The organism is Amycolatopsis sp. NPDC005961 (genome assembly GCF_040629235.1).
Taxonomy (GTDB): domain Bacteria; phylum Actinomycetota; class Actinomycetes; order Mycobacteriales; family Pseudonocardiaceae; genus Amycolatopsis; species Amycolatopsis camponoti.
This window is the reverse complement of the sequence record NZ_JBEXVF010000059.1, coordinates 17,616-35,656: the sequence shown is the minus strand read 5'-3', so window position 1 is coordinate 35,656 and position 18,041 is coordinate 17,616. Positions and strand designations below refer to the sequence as shown.

20 protein-coding genes are annotated in these 18,041 nt (G+C 70.7%); 14 read left to right on the top strand and 6 right to left on the bottom strand.

From position 1 onward, the window contains the following. Window positions 1-5 precede the first annotated feature (5 nt). Window positions 6-911 (top strand): LysR family transcriptional regulator, encoded by a 906-nt coding sequence (locus ABZ342_RS37090; protein ID WP_155547870.1) that lies wholly within the window; start codon window positions 6-8, stop codon window positions 909-911. Here the strand turns inward: ABZ342_RS37090 and ABZ342_RS37085 are convergent. Next, entirely contained in the window at window positions 901-1,506 is a 606-nt protein-coding gene (locus ABZ342_RS37085) for a TetR/AcrR family transcriptional regulator (RefSeq protein WP_360483304.1), read from the bottom strand. The genes ABZ342_RS37090 and ABZ342_RS37085 overlap by 11 nt on opposite strands. A gap of 60 nt (window positions 1,507-1,566) precedes the next feature. Here ABZ342_RS37085 and ABZ342_RS37080 point away from each other — a divergent pair, with 60 nt between their 5' ends. After that, a complete protein-coding gene (locus ABZ342_RS37080) occupies window positions 1,567-2,172 on the top strand; it encodes a peroxiredoxin-like family protein (RefSeq protein WP_360483301.1) in 606 nt (201 codons plus the stop codon). On the opposite strand, the gene ABZ342_RS37075 is transcribed toward ABZ342_RS37080, so the two are convergent. Both ABZ342_RS37075 and leuA read right to left on the bottom strand, forming a co-directional pair. Beyond that, window positions 2,159-2,710, bottom strand: coding sequence for a DedA family protein (locus ABZ342_RS37075; RefSeq protein WP_360483298.1), 552 nt, complete (start codon window positions 2,708-2,710; stop codon window positions 2,159-2,161). The genes ABZ342_RS37080 and ABZ342_RS37075 overlap by 14 nt on opposite strands. 80 nt (window positions 2,711-2,790) lie before the next feature. After that, on the bottom strand, window positions 2,791-4,551 hold the full coding sequence (gene leuA / locus ABZ342_RS37070; protein ID WP_360483295.1) for a 2-isopropylmalate synthase: 1,761 nt from the start codon (window positions 4,549-4,551) through the stop codon (window positions 2,791-2,793). A gap of 218 nt (window positions 4,552-4,769) precedes the next feature. Between leuA and ABZ342_RS37065 the strand changes: the two genes are divergently transcribed. Next, the gene (locus tag ABZ342_RS37065) at window positions 4,770-5,150 is read left to right on the top strand and encodes a hypothetical protein (protein WP_155547866.1); all 381 of its coding nucleotides are present in this window, start codon (window positions 4,770-4,772) and stop codon (window positions 5,148-5,150) included. An 83-nt stretch (window positions 5,151-5,233) separates the two neighbouring features. Beyond that, the gene (locus ABZ342_RS37060; protein ID WP_360483292.1) at window positions 5,234-5,938 is read left to right on the top strand and encodes a helix-hairpin-helix domain-containing protein; all 705 of its coding nucleotides are present in this window, start codon (window positions 5,234-5,236) and stop codon (window positions 5,936-5,938) included. Here the strand turns inward: ABZ342_RS37060 and ABZ342_RS37055 are convergent. Then, window positions 5,935-6,525, bottom strand: coding sequence for a nitroreductase family protein (locus ABZ342_RS37055; protein ID WP_360483289.1), 591 nt, complete (start codon window positions 6,523-6,525; stop codon window positions 5,935-5,937). The genes ABZ342_RS37060 and ABZ342_RS37055 overlap by 4 nt on opposite strands. A gap of 230 nt (window positions 6,526-6,755) precedes the next feature. On the opposite strand from ABZ342_RS37055, the gene ABZ342_RS37050 reads away from it, so the two are divergent. The 4 genes from ABZ342_RS37050 to ABZ342_RS37035 all read left to right on the top strand — a co-directional run bounded on the left by ABZ342_RS37050 (window position 6,756) and on the right by ABZ342_RS37035 (window position 10,737). Next, window positions 6,756-8,021 carry an aspartate kinase gene (locus tag ABZ342_RS37050; protein WP_155547864.1) on the top strand — a complete coding sequence of 422 codons (1,266 nt, stop codon included), beginning with the start codon at window positions 6,756-6,758 and terminating at the stop codon, window positions 8,019-8,021. Then, window positions 8,021-9,058 carry an aspartate-semialdehyde dehydrogenase gene (locus tag ABZ342_RS37045; RefSeq protein ID WP_360483285.1) on the top strand — a complete coding sequence of 346 codons (1,038 nt, stop codon included), beginning with the start codon at window positions 8,021-8,023 and terminating at the stop codon, window positions 9,056-9,058. The genes ABZ342_RS37050 and ABZ342_RS37045 overlap by 1 nt, the downstream gene beginning before the upstream one ends. 88 nt (window positions 9,059-9,146) lie before the next feature. After that, window positions 9,147-10,337, top strand: a complete 1,191-nt coding sequence (locus ABZ342_RS37040; protein WP_360483282.1) for an RtcB family protein — start codon at window positions 9,147-9,149, stop codon at window positions 10,335-10,337. A 16-nt stretch (window positions 10,338-10,353) separates the two neighbouring features. After that, entirely contained in the window at window positions 10,354-10,737 is a 384-nt protein-coding gene (locus tag ABZ342_RS37035) for a hypothetical protein (protein ID WP_360483279.1), read from the top strand. On the opposite strand, the gene ABZ342_RS37030 is transcribed toward ABZ342_RS37035, so the two are convergent. After that, entirely contained in the window at window positions 10,738-11,874 is a 1,137-nt protein-coding gene (locus ABZ342_RS37030) for an MFS transporter (RefSeq protein ID WP_360483359.1), read from the bottom strand. Between the two features lie 184 nt (window positions 11,875-12,058). On the opposite strand from ABZ342_RS37030, the gene ABZ342_RS37025 reads away from it, so the two are divergent. The 3 genes from ABZ342_RS37025 to ABZ342_RS37015 all read left to right on the top strand — a co-directional run bounded on the left by ABZ342_RS37025 (window position 12,059) and on the right by ABZ342_RS37015 (window position 15,121). Continuing rightward, window positions 12,059-13,585, top strand: coding sequence for a DHA2 family efflux MFS transporter permease subunit (locus tag ABZ342_RS37025; RefSeq protein ID WP_360483276.1), 1,527 nt, complete (start codon window positions 12,059-12,061; stop codon window positions 13,583-13,585). After that, window positions 13,566-14,165, top strand: coding sequence for a TetR family transcriptional regulator (locus ABZ342_RS37020; RefSeq protein WP_360483273.1), 600 nt, complete (start codon window positions 13,566-13,568; stop codon window positions 14,163-14,165). Before ABZ342_RS37025 ends, ABZ342_RS37020 begins: the two co-directional genes overlap by 20 nt. 425 nt (window positions 14,166-14,590) lie before the next feature. Continuing rightward, entirely contained in the window at window positions 14,591-15,121 is a 531-nt protein-coding gene (locus tag ABZ342_RS37015; protein ID WP_360483270.1) for a hypothetical protein, read from the top strand. Window positions 15,122-15,207: 86 nt separating this feature from the next. Here the strand turns inward: ABZ342_RS37015 and ABZ342_RS37010 are convergent, their stop codons facing one another. Next, entirely contained in the window at window positions 15,208-16,260 is a 1,053-nt protein-coding gene (locus ABZ342_RS37010) for an alpha/beta hydrolase (RefSeq protein WP_360483267.1), read from the bottom strand. Window positions 16,261-16,387: 127 nt separating this feature from the next. Between ABZ342_RS37010 and ABZ342_RS37005 the strand changes: the two genes are divergently transcribed. From ABZ342_RS37005 to ABZ342_RS36995, 3 genes are all read left to right on the top strand, one after another. After that, window positions 16,388-16,960 carry an NAD(P)H-dependent oxidoreductase gene (locus ABZ342_RS37005; RefSeq protein WP_360483264.1) on the top strand — a complete coding sequence of 191 codons (573 nt, stop codon included), beginning with the start codon at window positions 16,388-16,390 and terminating at the stop codon, window positions 16,958-16,960. A 135-nt stretch (window positions 16,961-17,095) separates the two neighbouring features. Continuing rightward, window positions 17,096-17,518, top strand: a complete 423-nt coding sequence (locus ABZ342_RS37000; protein ID WP_155547859.1) for an organic hydroperoxide resistance protein — start codon at window positions 17,096-17,098, stop codon at window positions 17,516-17,518. A 33-nt stretch (window positions 17,519-17,551) separates the two neighbouring features. Continuing rightward, window positions 17,552-18,028 (top strand): DNA starvation/stationary phase protection protein, encoded by a 477-nt coding sequence (locus tag ABZ342_RS36995; RefSeq protein ID WP_155547858.1) that lies wholly within the window; start codon window positions 17,552-17,554, stop codon window positions 18,026-18,028. Window positions 18,029-18,041: the final 13 nt, after the last annotated feature.

The following is an 18,041-nucleotide window of genomic DNA, read 5'->3' as shown; positions in this document are numbered from 1 at the left end:
GGGCCGTGGATCTGGGTCGCCTGCGCACACTGCGCGAGTTCGCCGACCGCGGGAGCGTGACGGCGGCCGCGCGGGCGCTGCACTGCACGCCGTCCGCGGTCTCGCAGCAGCTGCGGGCGCTGCAGGGCGAGGTCGGCCTGCCGCTCACCGAGCCGGCCGGGCGCGGGCTGCGGCTGACCGACGCCGGTCGCGCGCTGGTCGCCCGCGCCGACGAGGTGCTGGCCGCGCTCGATCGCGCGGAGTCCGAACTGGACACCTACCGCAGCGCGCCACGCGGCCGCGTGCGGATCGCGATCTTCCAGTCGGCCGGGCTGATGCTGCTGCCCGGCCTGCTGACCCGCGTCGCGGAATACGAGGGCCTGGAGGTCGACGTCCGCGATGTCGACATGACGCCACCCGAGGTGCCCGGCCTGGTCGCCGACTACGACATCGTCGTCGCGCACCGGGACGAGCACGCGCCGGAGTTCGACTCCGGCCGCCTGGACGTCGTGCCGCTGCTCCGGGAGCCGCTCGACGTCGCGCTGCCCGCCGGGCACCGGCTGGCGGCCAAGCGGCGGGTGGACCTGGCGGAGCTGGCCGACGAACGCTGGATCGGCGTCGACCACGGCTTCCCGGTGGACGACGTGCTGCGCTCGCTGACCGTCCGCACCGGCGTCCGGCCGGTGGTGGTGCAGCGGATCAACGACTTCCGCATCACCGAGCGGCTCGTCGCGGCGGGCCACGGGATCGCGCTGGTCCCGCGCTACACGATCGACACCCGCCGCGGCAGCGGCCTGGTCAGCAAGCCGTTGGCGGGGATCCGCGCCGCCCGGCTGGTGGAGGCGGTCTGCCGGGTCGGCGCGCTGCAGCGTCCGGCCGTGGCCAAGGTGATCGACGAACTGCGCGCGGAGATCGCCCAGCTCACCGCCTGAAGCCGCGCAGGTGGGCGAGCGCGATCCCCAGCGCGTCCTCCAGCGCGGTGAGGTCGTGCCGGATGTGGGCCAGCAGCAGTCCACCTTGGACGGACGTCATCGCCGCCTGCGCCAGCCGGGCCGGATCGGCGTCGGGAGCCAGCTCTCCCTTGTCCTGCAACGTCTTCAGCCCGCGCTCCAGGTGGGACTCCCACGTCCGGTAGGCCTGGTCGACCAGCGGCGCCAGCTTCGGGTTGTCCCCGACTTCCCCGGCGAGGTTACCCAGCGGGCACGCGATGGGCGCGCCCGCGCGGCGGTGGACGTCCAGCAGCTGCTCGGTCCACGTCTCGAAGTCCGCCCAGGAGGACAGCGTGAAGATCGCCGGCTGGTTGCCGAGGATCTGCTCGAGGTACCGGTCGATCACGGCCCCGACCAGCTGTTCCTTGTTCTTGAAGTAGTGGTACATCTGCGATTTCCCGGCCCCGCTGGCGGCGAGCACCTTGTCGACGCTCGTGCCCGCGACGCCGTCGACGTACATCAGCTGGGCCGCGGCGTCGACGATCGCGTCCCGCGTCCGCTTGCCGCGCGGGGTCGTGGCGGCTGCTTGCGCATCCATGTACTGGATAGTACAGTTCGGGCCACTGTACCGATCAGTACAACTGAACCAGGGGGATCCATGACGCTCAACGACGCCCTGACCGACGTCAACGCGAAGGCCCGCGGCGCGCTGCCGCCGGAGATCTTCGAGGTCCTCGAAGCGGACCGGCGCCGGGCGACCGGGACGAAGTTCGCCGAGGCGGGCGACAAGATCGAAGACTTCACGCTGCCCGGGGCCGACGGCACGTCGGTGAGCCTGAGCCACCTCGTCGCCGACGGGCCGGCGGTGCTCGTCTTCTACCGCGGCCAGTGGTGCCCGTACTGCAACCTGACCCTGCGCACCTACCAGCAGGAACTCCTGCCCGAGCTGACAGCGAGGAACGTGACCCTCGCCGCGATCAGCCCCCAGAAGCCGGACGGGCCCCTCGCGGACCTCGAGTTCCCGGTGCTGTCGGACGTCGGCAGCACCGTCGCCCGCGGACTCGGGCTGAGCTACCCGGTTTCCGCGCCCGTGCGCGAAGCCATGCAGGCGCTCGGCACGGACCTCGAGCAGGTCAACGGCACGTGGGAGCTGGTCCACCCGGCGGTCGTCGTGGTGGATCAGGACCGGGGACTGCGGTTCGTCGACGTCCACCCGGACTTCGTCACGCGGACCGAGCCGGCGGAGATCCTCAAATCGCTCTAGCGCCGCGCTTCACGCCGTAGGTGATCACCGAACCCAGGATGAGGGCGACGCCGAGGGAGAGCAGCATGCTGATCCCGGGTTCGGTGATGATCCGGCCGCCCGCGTAACCGAGGAAGGCCACGTACGACGTCCAGAGCGTGACGCCGACGGCCGACGCGGTGAAGAACTCCGCGACCGGCCACCGGAGCGATCCGGCGAGCAGGGCACCGACCGTCCCGCCCGACGGGAGCCAACGGGCGATGACCAGCACCGGCCGGGGGTGGCGCTGCAGGCGTCCGTCGAGCCAGCCGATGCCGGCGGCGATCTTCCGCCGCCGGCTCAGCCGGTCCAGCGCCGCCCGGCCACCGAACCGGCCGAGGGCGTAGAGCGCCTGGTCCGAGACCAGGCACCCGGCCGAGGCGACGGCGATCACCAATGCCAGCGACGTCCCGCCCTGCGCCGCCGCGATGCCCATGCCGAGGAGCGTCACCTCGGTGGGCAGCAGGGGCACCAGCGAGACGACGAACAGCACCAGCAGGCCCGCCGTCGTTCCGTCCACACTTCCATTAACCGCCTGCCGGTCCCGGAAAACTCCTGATCAAGGGGTACTCACAGGAACCCGACAGGCGGCCCACAGGTTCAGCGGTTGGCGCGGTTCACCGCCGAGACGACCGCGCGCAGCGACGCCGTGACGATCGACGCGTCGATGCCGATGCCCCAGAACACCCGGTCCGAGATCGCGCACTCGATGTACGACGCGGCACGCGCGTCGTCACCCGGCGAGAGCGTGTGCTCGGAGTAGTCCAGGAGACGCAGGTCGAAGCCGACGGTCGACAGCGCGTCGAAGAACGCCGCGATCGGGCCGTTGCCGCGGCCGGTGACCTCGTGCTCGTCGCCTTCCACCTTCACGGTCGCGGTGATGTCGTACTCGCCGTCACCGTTGTCGCGCACGTGCTGGCGGACCAGCTCCAGCGGCGTCTTCAGCTCCAGGTACTCGGCCGAGAAGGCGTTGTACATCGTCGTCGGGTCGACCTCGCCGCCCTCGGAGTCGGTGTAGCGCTGGATGACCTTCGAGAACTCGATCTGCAGGCGCCGCGGCAGGTCGAGCTGGTGCTCGGCCTTCATGATGTAGGCGACGCCGCCCTTGCCGGACTGCGAGTTCACGCGGATGACGGCCTCGTACGTGCGGCCGACGTCCTTCGGGTCGATCGGCAGGTACGGGACCTCCCACGGGTACTCGTCCAGCGGCACGCCCTGCTTGTCGGCGGCGTCCTTCAGCGCGTCCAAGCCCTTGTTGATGGCGTCCTGGTGCGAGCCGGAGAAGGCCGTGAAGACCAGGTCGCCGCCCCACGGCGAGCGCTCCGGGACCGGCAGCTGGTTGCAGTACTCGACGGTCCGCTTGATCTCGTCCATGTCGGAGAAGTCGATCTGCGGGTCGATGCCCTGGCTGTAGAGGTTCATGCCCAGCGCGACCAGGTCGACGTTGCCGGTGCGCTCGCCGTTGCCGAACAGGCAGCCTTCGATCCGGTCGGCGCCGGCCTGGTAGCCCAGCTCGGCGGCGGCGATGCCGGTGCCGCGGTCGTTGTGCGGGTGCAGCGACAGGATCACCGAGTCACGGCGCGCCAGGTTGCGGGACATCCACTCGATCGAGTCGGCGTAGACGTTCGGCGTCGCCATCTCGACGGTCGCCGGCAGGTTCAGGATGACCGGCTTCTCCGGCGTCGGCTGCCAGATCTCGGTGACGGCGTTGCAGACCTCGAGCGCGTACGACAGCTCGGTGCCGGTGTAGGACTCGGGCGAGTACTGGAACCGGAAGTCGGTGTCGGGCTGCTTCGCGGCCAGCTCGACGACGAGTTCCGCGGCCTGCGTCGCGATCTTCTTGATGCCCTCGCGCTCCTCGCGGAAGACCACGCGGCGCTGCAGGATCGACGTCGAGTTGTAGATGTGGACGATCGCGCGCGGCGCGCCTTCGAGGGCCTGGAAGGTCCGCTCGATCAGCTCGTGACGGCACTGGGTCAGCACCTGGATGCTGACGTCGTCCGGGATGGCGCCTTCGTCGATGATCTCGCGGACGAAGTCGAAGTCGGTCTGGCTCGCGGCCGGGAAGCCGACCTCGATCTCCTTGTAGCCCATGCGTACGAGCAGGTCGAAGAACTTGCGCTTGCGCGCGGGCGACATCGGGTCGATCAGGGCCTGGTTGCCGTCCCGCAGGTCGACGGCACACCACAGCGGCGCGCGGTCGATGCGCTTTTCGGGCCAGGTGCGGTCGGGCAGGTCGATGTTCTCGACGACGTCGTACCAGGGGCGGTAGCGGTGCACCGGCATGGACGTGCCGCGCTGGGTGTTCCAAGCGGGCTGGTCGGCGGGCGCGGTGCGAGAAGGCTTGCGGATCTTGCTCATGGGATCGGGGGTGTCTCCAGCTCGACGGGTGCGACCGGCACCACGAAGCCCCGCGACGGGGAGCCGGTCCGGTCAGGCCCCGTCGCGGCAGCGAAGCAGGAGAGCACGCGCCACGACCACACCATAACCACGGAACGCCGGGTGAGGGAAGCCGGGCCATGCCCGTTCGGGGTTACCTGTGGGTAGCAATTGGCCGGTCGCCGTGCGAAACTGCGGGCATGGGTGAGCACGCAGAGTCGTCGGCAGCGTCGTCGGACGAGGAGACGAAGGTCTCCCGCCGGGCCCCGGTCGACTGGCGCGGCACCGGCGGCAAGGTCGCCTCGCTGGTGGCGTCGATCGTCCGCTGGGTGGGCCTGATCTTCGCCGCGCTGCTGGTGATCCACGTGATCTTCACGGTCGGCTCGGCCAACCCGGACAACGGCATCGTCTCGTTCGTGAAGTCCTGGGCCGACAGCCTGGCGCTGGGCTTCAGCGACCTGTTCACACCCAGTGACGGGAAGCTGCGGGTCCTGGTCAACTACGGCATCGCGGCCATCTTCTGGCTCGTGGTGTCGGGGATCCTCGCCAAGGTCATCCGCCGGGTGGGCGGAGCTTCCTGATTTCGCGGTGATCACGATCGGCGGACCCTCGTAACGCACTGTCGCCGCCAGGCGACATCAGCACGCCGGAAGGGGTGCTGATCATGTCCGTTTCACAGCCTGTCGTGACGTCGCCGAGTGCGGTCGCCCGCGTCGGAAGCCGCTGGTACTTCGTCGTCACGATCGCCACGGTGGGGCTCTTCGCGTGGGTGCCGTTCGTGCACGCCGCCATGCGGCTCGGCCGGAAGTCGCTCTACGCGCGCGCCGTGGTCTTCGGGGCGGCCGCCGCGGTCATGTCCACGCTGATGTCCCTTTCGCCCAAGGATGCCGCGGGCAAGACGGTCGGCACCGCCGGCAACGTGCTCACCTCGGTCGCGGTGGTCCTCGGGCTCGCCGTGGTCGCGGTCGCCTGCGTCCAGCAGGCCAAGTTGCGCCGGGAGATCCTGCGCCACGTCCCCGGTGAGCGCCTCGACGGCCCGGACCCGGCCCTCGCCGCCGCGCTCGCGGCGCGGGAACGTCGCGCCGAAGCGCGAAAGCTGGTCGCGAGTGACCCGCTCATCGCGCGGGACCTCGGGATCGGCCGCCCCGACCTGCCGCGGAACTACGACGACGGTGGCCTGGTCGACCTCAACAACGCGCCGGCGGCCGTGATCGCCTCGGTTTGCGGCCTCGACCCGGCCACCGCGGCGGGGATCGTCGAGATCCGGACGGCCGCCGGCGGGTTCTCCGCCGTGGACGACGTCTTCACCACCGTGCCGGTCAACGCCTGGGACCGCCTGCGTGACCGGGCCGTCGTGCTGCCGGGCTAAAGGGCGGGCGTGCCCCACTGGCCGGTGAACGCGAACTCCTCCAGGGGCAGCCGCTGCCGCTCCGCCCGCTCCCGCTCGACCCGCCAGTCCTCCTCGAGCACCTCCGCCGGCGCCGGTGACCCCACCGCGATCGCCACCTTCGGCACCGCGTCCTCCGGAAGGCTGAACGACGACCGCACCGCGTCCGCCGAAAACCCCGCCATCTGGTGCGCCACCAGCCCCAGCTCCACCGCCTGCAGGACGAGGTTCTCCGAAGCCAGCCCCAGCCCGTACTCCGCGTACGGCACCGCGCCCTTCTCGTTCGTCGTCACCATCACGCCGATCAGCAGCAGGCTCGCCCGGTGCGCCCACCCGCGGTTGCCCGAGTTCAGCGTCGCCAGGATCGCGTCGAACGTCGGCGTCCCGCGCACGCCCACCAGGTAGCGCGCGGGCTGGGTGTTGCCGAACGACGGCGCCCAGCGGGCCGCCTCCAGCAACGCTCTGACCTGCTCCGGGGAAACCACAGAAGACGCGTCCAGGGCCCGCGGGCTCCACCGCTCGGCCATCAGGGAGGCGATCGGGACGCTCGTCACAGCTGGCTTTCGCACGATCGCCACGGTACTCATCGAGTGCGCTGCATCACTCGGGAGGAAGGGCTTCGCGCATTCCGTTGGTGTTACGGAAGATTTACTTCCGCACCACCCGCCCGCAGCACCCGCCCCACGTCAAGAGGGTGGCGGGCCGCCGGTGCCCCGGTAGGCTCCAGTTCAAATATGGGACGCGGGGGCTCCTCGGTGCCCACCAGGGAGCAGACCCGGCCCGTCTAGGAGGTTCGGGCGTGGCCCTCGTGGTCCAGAAGTACGGCGGATCGTCGCTGGAAAGTGCCGACCGGATCAAGCGCGTAGCCGAGCGGATCGTCGCCACGAAGAAGGCGGGGAACGACGTCGTCGTGGTCTGCTCGGCGATGGGAGACACCACCGACGAGCTGCTCGACCTGGCGCAGCAGGTCAACCCCGCGCCGCCGGAGCGGGAGATGGACATGCTGCTCACCGCCGGTGAGCGCATCTCGAACTCGCTGGTCGCCATGGCCATCGCCGCGCAGGGCGCCGAGGCGTGGTCGTTCACCGGGTCGCAGGCCGGCGTCGTCACGACGTCCGTGCACGGGAACGCGCGCATCATCGACGTCACCCCGAGCCGCGTCACCGAAGCCCTCGAACAGGGTTACGTCGCGCTGGTGGCGGGCTTCCAGGGCGTCGCGCAGGACACCAAGGACATCACCACGCTGGGCCGCGGCGGCTCGGACACCACCGCCGTCGCGCTGGCCGCCGCGCTGAACGCCGACGTCTGCGAGATCTACTCCGATGTGGACGGTGTGTACACGGCCGACCCGCGAGTGGTGCCGGACGCGAAGAAGCTCGACACCGTCACCTACGAAGAGATGCTGGAGCTCGCCGCCAGCGGCTCGAAGATCCTGCACCTGCGTTCGGTCGAGTACGCACGCCGCTACGGCGTCCCGATCCGTGTCCGTTCTTCCTACAGTGACAAGCCGGGCACGACGGTGACCGGTTCTATCGAGGAGATCCCCGTGGAACAAGCCCTGATCACCGGTGTGGCGCACGACCGCTCCGAAGCCAAGATCACGGTCACCGGGGTGCCGGACCACGCCGGCGCCGCGGCCCGGATCTTCCGCGTGATCGCCGACGCCGAGATCGACATCGACATGGTGCTGCAGAACGTGTCCAGCACGGTGTCCGGCCGCACCGACATCACCTTCACGCTGTCGAAGGCCAACGGCGCCGCGGGCGTCAAGGAGCTGGAGAAGGTCAAGGCGGAGATCGGCTTCGAGTCGGTGCTCTACGACGACCACGTCGGCAAGGTCTCGCTGGTCGGCGCCGGGATGCGCTCGCACCCCGGTGTCACGGCGACGTTCTGCGAAGCGCTGGCCAACGCCGGCGTGAACATCGAAATCATCAACACCTCGGAAATCCGGATCTCCGTGCTGATCCGCGACGCTCAGCTGGACGACGCCGTGCGCGCGATCCACGACGCGTTCGAGCTCGGCGGCGACGAGGAAGCCGTGGTCTACGCGGGGAGTGGTCGCTGATGGCCGAAGGGTTGCGGGTCGGGGTGGTCGGCGCGACCGGCCAGGTCGGCGCGGTCATGCGCAAGCTGCTGGCGGAGCGGGAGTTCCCGATCGCCGAGCTCCGGTACTTCGCCTCGGCGCGCTCGGCGGGTTCGAAGCTGCCTTGGCGCGACACCGAAATCACGATCGAGGACGCCGCGGAAGCGGATCCGTCCGGTTTGGACATCGCGCTGTTCTCCGCGGGCGGGTCGACGTCGAAGGCGCAGGGGCCGCGGTTCGCGGACGCCGGCGTCACGGTGATCGACAACTCCTCGGCGTTCCGGATGGACCCGGACGTGCCGCTGGTCGTCAGCGAGGTCAACCCCCACGCCATCAAGGAAGCGCGCAAGGGGATCATCGCGAACCCCAACTGCACCACGATGGCCGCGATGCCGGTGCTGAAGCCGCTGCACGACGAGGCCGGGCTGGTCCGGCTGGTGGCGTCGACGTACCAGGCGGTGTCCGGCAGCGGGCTGGCCGGCGTCGACGAGCTGGCGGGCCAGATCAAGGCCGGCGCCGAGCACGCGTCGCTGCTGACCCACGACGGCACGGCGATCGAGTTCCCCGAGCCGAACAAGTACGTCCGGCCGATCGCGTTCAACGTCCTCCCGATGGCGGGGTCCATTGTGGACGACGGCGAGCTCGAGACGGACGAGGAGAAGAAGTTCCGCAACGAGAGCCGCAAGATCCTGAGCATCCCGGGCCTGGGCGTGTCCTGCACGTGCGTGCGGGTGCCGGTGTTCTCGGGGCACTCGATCTCGGTGAACGCGGAGTTCGCGCAGCCGCTGACGGTCGAGCGCGCGACGGAGCTGCTGAGGCACGCGCCGGGCGTCGAGCTGTCGGAGGTCCCGACGCCGCTGCAGGCAGCGGGCAACGACCCGAGCTACGTCGGCCGCATCCGCGTCGACCAGGGCGTCGAGGGCGGCCGCGGGCTGGCGCTGTTCATCTCGAACGACAACCTCCGCAAGGGCGCGGCGCTCAACGCCGTGCAGATCGCGGAGCTGATCGCCCAGCAGTGACCACAGTGGACGACTGAAACTCGCTTGGCCGTTTCGCGGTGTCCGGGGGATCCTGGGCACCGCGAAACCATTTCCAGGGGAGGAAATCATGTACACCGCTGTCGAAGGCGCCCGCGTCCCGATCCGGATGTGGGCGGACCCCGCGTCGGTCGAAGAGCAGGCCATGCGGCAGCTGCAGAACGTCGCCAACCTGCCGTGGGTGCACGGCGTCGCCGTGATGCCCGACGTGCACTACGGCAAGGGCGCCACCGTCGGCAGCGTCATCGCCATGCGTGACGCCGTCTCGCCAGCCGCGGTCGGGGTGGACATCGGGTGCGGCATGAGCGCCGTCCGGACGTCGCTGTCCGCGAGCGACCTGCCGGACGACCTCGGGAAGCTGCGGCGCCGCATCGAAAGCGCCGTGCCCGTGGGCTTCGGGCTGCACAAGACGCCCGTGAACCCCGCGAAGGTGCACGGCGTCGGCGGCTGGGACACGTTCTGGAAGGGCTTCGGCGAGCTGCACACCGGCGTCCAGGAGCTGCACGACCGGGCCGCGCGCCAGATCGGGAGCCTCGGCGGCGGGAACCACTTCATCGAGGTCTGCCTCGAGGAGGGCGGTGCGGACGAGGGCCGGGTCTGGCTGATGCTGCACTCGGGTTCGCGCAACATCGGCAAGGAGCTCGCGGAGCGGCACATGGCCGTCGCGCGCAAGCTGCCGCACAACGCCGACCTGCCGGACCGGGACCTCGCGGTGTTCGTCGCCGGCACGCCGGAGATGGCGGCCTACCGGCGCGACCTCTTCTGGGCGCAGGACTACGCGGCGCGCAACCGCGCCACGATGGTCGCGCTCGTGAAGCTGGCGCTGGCGGAGGTCGTGCCCGGCACGACGTTCGACGACGCGATCTCCTGCCACCACAACTACGTCTCCGAGGAGACGTACGACGGTGTCGAGCTGCTCGTCACCCGCAAGGGCGCGATCCGGGCCGGATCGGGTGACCTCGGGATCATCCCGGGCAGCATGGGGACCGGTTCGTACATCGTCCGCGGCCTCGGGAACGACTCGTCGTTCCAGTCGGCGTCGCACGGTGCCGGCCGCCGGATGTCGCGCACCAAGGCCAAGAAGCTGTTCACCGCCGACGACCTCGCGGCGCAGACGGCCGGCGTCGAGTGCCGCAAGGACTCGGGCGTCGTCGACGAGATCCCGGCGGCGTACAAGGACATCGATTCGGTGATCCGCGCGCAGACGGACCTGGTCGAGGTCGTGGCGCACCTCAAGCAGGTGGTCTGCGTCAAGGGTTGAGCGGTACCTTGGCGCGATGACGAGGGGTGGAACGACGGCCGCGCTGCTGGCCGGGATCGCACTGCTGGTGAGCGGGTGCGACCAGGTCGGCAACGCGGTCGACCAGGGGTCGAAGACGGCGGACAAGGTGGGCGCGTGCACCGAGGCGCTCGGGCTCGCGGACCTGAACCCGCTGGTCGACCCGGACAAGCTCAAGGCCCGCGCCGCGGACAAGGAGAAGCGACTGCGGGAGCTGGCGGGGAACGTCCAGGACCAGGACGTCAAGAACGCGCTGCTGGGCATGGCCGGGTCGTACGTCGAGGTGCAGAAGGAACGCATCGAAGACGCCGGCGTCGTCGCGCAGTGGGTGCAGCGCAACGTCAAGAAGCTCGACGCCCTCCGCGTGGCCTGCGGCGGCTAGCTAGCCCTCGGCCAGCGCCGGGACCGGCTCCGCGGCCGGTTCCGGTGTGCGGCGGTGCAGCAGGCCGGCCGCCGCGATGACCAGGCCGCCCAGGCCCGCCGCGGCGAAGCCCCACGCCGGGCTCGAGTGGTCGATCGCGAAGCCGACCACCGGGCTGCCCAGCGCCAGGCCGAGGCGCGTCGACGCGTCCTGCAGCCCCATCGCCTCGCCGCGGACCTGCGGCGGGGCGATCCGGCTGACCGTCTCGGTGGTCGCCGCGAGCGTCGGCGCGCAGACCAGGTTCGTCGGGATCAGCACCAGCATCAGCAGCCACCACGGCTGGTCCGCGAGCCCGACCGGCACCACCAGCAGCGCGAGCAGCAGCATCAGCAGGCCCTGCGGCAGCGACTTCTTGACCGCGCCGTGGACGATGCCGCCGATGATCGACGCCGCGCACATCACCGCGATCACCAGCCCGGTCACGCCGATGTCGCCGTTCGCGCGCAGGGCGGCCAGCGTCGCCAGCTCGGTGCCGACGAGCACGAACAGCGCGCCGGCGGCGATCAGCAGCGTCGCCACGAGCCGGCCGGTGAGCCAGCTCCGCAGCGGCGGCCGGGTGGTGGACGCGCCGGGCTCCATGCTTTCGCGGATGGGCGGGTTGACCAGCCAGATCAGGAAGGCCGTGCCGCCGAAGAGCACGCCGAGCGCGGTGAGCGTGAAGGTCGGGGAGAGCGTGGTGATCGCCGCGATGCCCATCGCCGGACCGATCATGAACGTCGCTTCGATCGAGATCGTGTCGAGCGAATACGCCGCGCGGCGCTCCGCGGCCGGGACGAGCGTGGCCAGGACCTGACGCGCGAGCGAGCCCGCCGGCACCGAGAGCATCCCGCCCGGGATCGCGACGGCGGCGAGCGCCGCGTAGGGCAGGTGCGGCGCGGCGATCCAGAACACCGTCGTGCCGATTCCGCAGACGGCGACGACCGGGCGCAGGCCGTAGCGGTCGAAGCAGCGCCCCAGCAGTGGCGCGCCGAGCGCCATGCCGAGGGTGACGCCGGCGCCGACCAGCCCGGCGGCGCCGTAGCCGCGGCCGAGTCCGGTGACGATGTACAGCGTCATCAGCACGCCGTTCATGGTCATCGGCAGCCGGGCCAGGAACATCAGGGCCATCGTCGAGGGGACGCGGGGGACGGAGAGCACCCGGCGGTAGGGCTGCAGAGGCACGCCCTCGATGAGAACCCAAGGTGGTACGCGCGTGCAACTTATTTCCCGTCACCGAGGTGCTGGCGGCCGGAGATTGTGAGAGCTACTATCATTTGGTAGCGACTACCAAATGGGGGTCCCTGTGACTCAGCTCTATCCGCGCAGGTGGTGGGCGCTCGGCGCGCTCGCGGTGAGCCTGCTGACCGTCGGACTCGACCTGACCGTGCTGAACGTCGCCGTGCCGACGCTCGCCGTCGACCTCGGCGCCACGACCACGCAGCTGCAGTGGTTCGGCAACGCCTACACGCTGGCGCTGGCCGCGCTGCTGCTGCCGGCGGGCCTGCTGGGCGACCGGTTCGGCCCGAAGAAGCTGCTGCTCGGCGCGCTCGCGCTGTTCGGGCTGGCCTCGCTGGGGTGTGCTTACGCCGGCTCGCCCGGCCAGCTGATCGCCGCCCGCGTCGTGCTCGGCGTCGGCGCCGCGTTCCTCATCCCGCTCTCGCTCTCGCTGCTGAACGTCCTGTTCCCGCCGGAGGAGCGGGCGAAGGCGCTGACGACGTGGGTGCTGGCGACGTTCGTCGGCATCCCGCTCGGCCCGCTGCTCGGCGGCTGGCTGCTCGACCACTTCGCGTGGGGCTCGGTGTTCCTGATCAACGTCCCGCTGACCGTGGTCGGCCTGGTCGCGGTGCTGTTCCTGGTGCCGCTCACCCCCGGGTCCGGCCGGGGCGCGATCGACTTCACGGGCATCGCGCTCTCGGCGGCCGGGCTGGTCGCGCTGACCTACGGCTTCGTCTACGCCGGCGAGCACGGCTGGGCCGACCCGGCGACGTACGGCCTGCTCGCGCTCGGCGCGGCGGTGCTCGCGGTGTTCTGCCGGCTGCAGACGCGGACGGCGGCGCCGTTGACCGATCTCGGGCTGCTGCGCGAGCCGCGGTTCGTCTGGGGCGCGGTGCTCGCGACGATGGCCTCGTTCGCGCTCATGGGCCTGCTGTTCGTGCTGCCCCAGCTGTTCCAGGCGGTGCAGGGGGCCGACGCGCTGGAGACCGGCGTGCGGCTGCTGCCGCTGATCGGCGGGATGCTGGTGTCGGCGAAGCTCGCCGAGAAGCTGGTCGCCGCGGTCGGCGTCCGCGTGGTCGTGACGGCGGGGTTCTCGCTGCTCGCGGCCGGGATGGCCTGGGGTTCGACGACGTCGCCGTCGGACGGCTACGGCGGCACCGTCGGCTGGGAGCTCGTCATCGGCTTCGGTACGGGGTGCACGCTGCCGCCGCTGATGACGATGGCGATGGGCGCGCTCACCGAGGGCCGCACGGGCGCCGGCTCGGCGCTGATCCAGGTGCTGCGTCAGGTCGGCGGCACGATCGGCGTCGCGGTGCTGGGCACGGTGCTCAACGGCGTCTACCGCGCCGGTGTCGCCGTCGACGGCCTGCCCGCGCCGGTCGCCGACGCGGTGCGCGGCAGCGCGTCGGGCGCGGTCGCCGTCGCGGGGAAGCTGCATCGGCCCGCGCTCGCCGGCTCCGCGCGGCTCGCGTTCACCGACGGCATGGCGGCGACGCTGTGGGTCTGCGCCGGGCTCGCCGTGGCCGGCGCGCTGCTCGCGGTGCTGTTCCTGCCCGGGCGGACGGCCCCCGGGACGCAGCCGCGAGAATCGGAGCATGACGTCGTCGCGATCTGAGCCCACGGGGCTGCGGGAACGGAAGAAGGCCAAGACGCGTGCCGCGATCCAGCGGCACGCGTTGCGGCTGTTCCGGGAGCAGGGCTACGGCGCGACGACGGTCGACCAGATCGCGGCGGCGGCGGAGATCTCGCCCAGCACCTTCTTCCGGTACTTCCCGACGAAGGAGGCCACGGTGCTGTACGACGCGTTCGACCCGGTGCTGGTCGCGGCGACGCTCGCTCAGCCGGCCGAGCTCACCCCGCTCGCGGCGTTGCGGGCGACGGTGGACGTCATCCGCGAGCAGCTCTCGGGCCAGGACTGGGAGGACGAGCGCCAGCGGCAGATGCTGGTGTTCCGCGAGCCCGAGCTGCGAAGCGCGATCATGGACCGGTTCGCCGACGGGATCGAGCTGCTGGCGGGAATGACCGCCCAGCGCACCGGCCGCGCGGCGGACGACTTCGAGGTGCGCAACTGGGCGGGCGCGGTGGTCGGGGTGATCATGGCGGCGTTCCTGGGCGCGGCGGCGGACCCGGAGGCGGACACGCTGGCGGTGCTCGACCGTGCGGTGGCGCACCTGGAGGCCGGCCTCCCGCTTTGACGACCGGCCCGCCCGCGTCTTCTCGACGATTGTCCCTTTTCGGAATTGATTTCGCATTTCTGTCCCGACCAGGGGAGAACCTTGTGGGTGGCGGCGCGGGCGCGGGAGAGTCCCCGTCTGGAGCAGTGCCGACACGCGGTCCAACGGAGTGATGAGGCCAAATGATCACCGTTTACACCCGGGCGAGTGGCCGAAACGCTCTACAGTGGACATCCGCTACCAGCGGTGACGGAGAGAATCGATCAGGATGATCTTCAGGGGGAAGGGCAAGCTTTCGACGTTAATCAATTGCGGGCGAGTTCACTGCCTTCGCATCCGGCACGTAAGGGTTAGAAAACGTCCCTAACCGGTGATCGGGTGGCTTATCTCCGATACGGGGGGTATCGATTTAACCCGTCAGGTCTCCCGAGGCCAGGAGGTAGGAAATGAAAGGCAAGTTCGGGCGGTCCATCGCCCTGGTAGCCGCCGGCAGTCTGCTGGCGGTCGGAATGGCGGGGATCGCCTCGGCGAGCCCGGAAGGGGGCAAGGGTTCCTCCAGCACCCAGGCCCTCGCCGCACAGGTGCTCCAAATGCGTGACGACCTGACCAAGGTGGCTTACGCGGGCAACGTCGGTGCCACTCGCGCCGACCTGGGCCAGATGAGCCCGGTCCTCGCGGACATCGCCGCCGGGAAGCGCTACACGATCCAGACCGACACCCAGCAGCTGGCCGGCCTGGCCAAGGGCCGCGCCGACGAGTCCAACCGGCTGCTGACCGACCCGACGGCGAAGGCGCGCCAGCTGCCGCCGTTGCCGTTGCCGATCCCGTCGCTGCCGGACCTGCCCGGGCCGCTGAAGATCGTCAGTGACCTGGTGAAGGCCCTGCTCGCCGCGGTGACGGGCATCCTCGGCGGCCTGCTCGGCGGCCTGCCGGTGCCGCCGCTGCCGGTACCGGTGCCGCCCCTGCCCACGCCGTAACCGGCCACTGAAAACAGGGGGGCCCGGAGCCCGGCCGCGGACATTTCTCCGCGCCGGGCTCCGGGTTCGTTCCGGCCGGCGGCCACTCAGTCCCGTTTGGACAGTCCCTGCCGCAGCGCGCCCGCCATCTCGGCCAGCGCCTCGCGGAACCGGGTCCCGACGCCGGTGAAGTTGATGAACCCGTGGATCAGGTCGTCGTGCCGGCGCAACGCCACCTCGACGCCCGCCTCGCGCAGTTTCTCCGCGTACGCCTCGCCCTCGTCGCGCAGCGGGTCGAAGCCCGCCGTGACGACCAGGGCCGGCGGCAGGCCGCTCAGGTCGTCCGCGCGCAGCGGGGAGAGCCGCGGGTCGGTCAGGTCCGCGCCCTCCGGCACGTAGTGGCCCTCGAACCACTTCATGTGCACGTCGGTCAGGAACAGGTTTTCGGCGAACAGGTCCTGCGAGCGGTAGCGCCGCGCGAAGTCCGTCGCGGGGTAGATCAGCAGCTGGAACGCCGGCACCGGGCCGCCACGGCGAACGGCCTGCTGGGCCGTCACCGCGGCCAGGTTGCCGCCCGCGCTGTCGCCGCCGACGGCGATCCGCGACGGGTCGGCGCCGAGGTCGCTCGCCTTCGCCACCGCGTACTCGAACGCCGCGAGCGCGTCCTCCGCGGCCGCCGGGAACGGGAACTCCGGCGCGAGCCGGTACTCGATCGACAGCACCCGGACCCCGGCGTGCTTGGCCAGGAACCGGACGGCGTTGTCGTGGCTCGCGCGTGTGCCGATCACCCAGCCGCCGCCGTGGAAGAACACCAGCAGCGGGGATTTCTCCGGCAGCCCGACCGGCGTGTAGAGCGTCGCGGGCAGTTCGCCATCGGGCGTCGGTACGGCGATCTCCCGCACCGAGACCGGCTCGATCGGCTTGCCGCTGACGAGGTGCCGTCCGACGTCGAGCAGGGCGCGCGACTGCTCCACCGAGCCCCGCACCAGCTCGGCTCCCGCGATCTTCTGCAGCCGGAGCAGCAGCTGGGCGTCGAGCGCGAGGTCCTGTCCGTCGAGGCGCACCGGGCGGCCCGCGAGTGCCCGCCGCAACGGCCTGGGCAGCCAGAACGCGAGCTGGGACGCCGCGGCCTGGACGCGGACCGGGAGCGGGATCGCCATCTTTGCCTCCTGAGCTTCGGTGCCGCCCCGGAGGTTACTCGCCAGTAAGTAACAGGTCCAGCTGTGACGCGGGCCTCGGTCCCAAAGTCTGGATATCCACTTAAGTGGAGGGGTTAGCCTGGAAAGCGTGACTTCAGCCAGGACAGTCAACGTGCTCGGGATCGGCGGCTCGCTGCGTGAGGGCTCCCAGTCCGAACGCGCCCTGCAGATCGCGCTCTCCGGCGCGGCCGAAGTCGGGGTCCGGGTCCGGATGCTCTCCGGCCCGGAGCTGATCCTGCCGTTCTACGACGCCGGCGTGCCGGACCGCGACGAACGCGCCGCGACCCTCATCGAAGCCGTGCGCCAGGCGGACGGGCTCATCGTCGTGTCGCCGGGTTACCACGGCGCGCTGTCCGGCCTGGTCAAGAACGCCCTGGACTACGTCGAGGACCTGCGTGACGACCAGCGTCCCTACCTCGACGGCCGCGCGGTCGGCCTGGCCGCCGTCGCCTACGGCTGGCAAGCGGCAGTGACGACGCTCGAGCAGCTGCGCACGATCACGCACGCGCTGCGCGGCTGGGCCACCCCCCTGGGTGGTTCGATCAACTCGGCCGAGACCAAGTTCGACGAAGGCGGCGGCGCATCCGACGAGAAGAGCGCCCGCACCCTCCGCCTGATCGGGCGCCAGGTCGCGGAGTTCGCGGTGACGCGCACCGCATGACGTTTCACCCGGTGGCCGCCGGGTAATCGATCCACGTGATGCCTGCCATGTGGGGGCACTGTTCCGCGGGTGCGGGATGTTGTGTCCAGTGAGACGCTCATTGAGGAGCGTCCGGCGACAGAAGGCAGGCTGAGCATGGGTCAGGCGATCTACACGGCGGTGGCGACGGCTCGCGGCGACGGCCGCAACGGCGAAGTGACTTCCTCCGACGGCGTCATCGACGAGTCCCTGGCCATCCCGAAGGAGATGGGCGGCCCCGGCGGGGACAAGACCAACCCCGAGCAGCTCTTCGCCGCCGGCTATTCGGCCTGCTTCCACAGCGCCCTGCAGCTGGTCGCCCGCCAGGCGAAGGTGGCGCTGCACGACTCGACGGTGACCGCCGAGGTCAGCGTGCTCAAGCAGGACGTCGGGTTCGGTCTCGGCGTCGCGCTGAACGTCTCGCTGCCGGGCCTCGAGCAGGCCCAGGCCGACCAGCTGGTCGAGCAGGCCCACCAGGTCTGCCCCTACTCCAACGCGACCCGCGGCAACATCGAGGTGGCTCTCTCCGCCACCGTCTGAACCTTTTCCGGCACGAAGGAAGGAACACCAGAGATGAGCAAGTCTCCGATCAAGAGCCCGCTTTCCGAGGCCGACAAGGAGATCACCGGCAACGCCCTGCAGGCGACGCTGGTGGACCTGGTCGACCTTTCGCTGATCGCCAAGCAGGCGCACTGGAACGTCGTCGGCTCGAACTTCCGCAGCGCGCACCTGCAGCTCGACGAGCTGGTCGCCACCGCGCGGCAGTACGTCGACGAGGTCGCCGAGCGCGCCAACGCCATCGGCATCTCGCCGAACGGCAAGGCGAAGACCGTCGTCGAGAGCTCGGGCGTGCCCGAGTACCCCGACAACTGGCAGTCCGTGGAGTCCACGGTCGCCGCGATCGTCGACATCCTGTCCGCGCTGATCGAGCGGCTGCGGGCCCGGATCGACGAGACCGACAAGAGCGACCTCGTGACGCAGGACCTGCTGATCGAGATCACCCGCGCGCTCGAAGAGGCGCACTGGATGTGGCAGGCCCAGCAGGCCTGATTTTTCGTGCGAA

Coding starts and splice junctions, on each gene's coding strand:
- ABZ342_RS37080 (WP_360483301.1), top strand. CDS start 1,567: ATGACGCTCAACGACGCCCTGACCGACGTCAACGCGAAGGCCCGCGGC.
- ABZ342_RS37035 (WP_360483279.1), top strand. CDS start 10,354: ATGACGAGGGGTGGAACGACGGCCGCGCTGCTGGCCGGGATCGCACTG.
- ABZ342_RS37065 (WP_155547866.1), top strand. CDS start 4,770: ATGGGTGAGCACGCAGAGTCGTCGGCAGCGTCGTCGGACGAGGAGACG.
- ABZ342_RS37010 (WP_360483267.1), bottom strand. CDS start 16,260: ATGGCGATCCCGCTCCCGGTCCGCGTCCAGGCCGCGGCGTCCCAGCTC.
- ABZ342_RS37060 (WP_360483292.1), top strand. CDS start 5,234: ATGTCCGTTTCACAGCCTGTCGTGACGTCGCCGAGTGCGGTCGCCCGC.
- ABZ342_RS37015 (WP_360483270.1), top strand. CDS start 14,591: ATGAAAGGCAAGTTCGGGCGGTCCATCGCCCTGGTAGCCGCCGGCAGT.
- ABZ342_RS37045 (WP_360483285.1), top strand. CDS start 8,021: ATGGCCGAAGGGTTGCGGGTCGGGGTGGTCGGCGCGACCGGCCAGGTC.
- ABZ342_RS37000 (WP_155547859.1), top strand. CDS start 17,096: ATGGGTCAGGCGATCTACACGGCGGTGGCGACGGCTCGCGGCGACGGC.
- ABZ342_RS36995 (WP_155547858.1), top strand. CDS start 17,552: ATGAGCAAGTCTCCGATCAAGAGCCCGCTTTCCGAGGCCGACAAGGAG.
- leuA (WP_360483295.1), bottom strand. CDS start 4,551: ATGAGCAAGATCCGCAAGCCTTCTCGCACCGCGCCCGCCGACCAGCCC.
- ABZ342_RS37020 (WP_360483273.1), top strand. CDS start 13,566: ATGACGTCGTCGCGATCTGAGCCCACGGGGCTGCGGGAACGGAAGAAG.
- ABZ342_RS37030 (WP_360483359.1), bottom strand. CDS start 11,874: ATGTTCCTGGCCCGGCTGCCGATGACCATGAACGGCGTGCTGATGACG.
- ABZ342_RS37085 (WP_360483304.1), bottom strand. CDS start 1,506: ATGGATGCGCAAGCAGCCGCCACGACCCCGCGCGGCAAGCGGACGCGG.
- ABZ342_RS37040 (WP_360483282.1), top strand. CDS start 9,147: ATGTACACCGCTGTCGAAGGCGCCCGCGTCCCGATCCGGATGTGGGCG.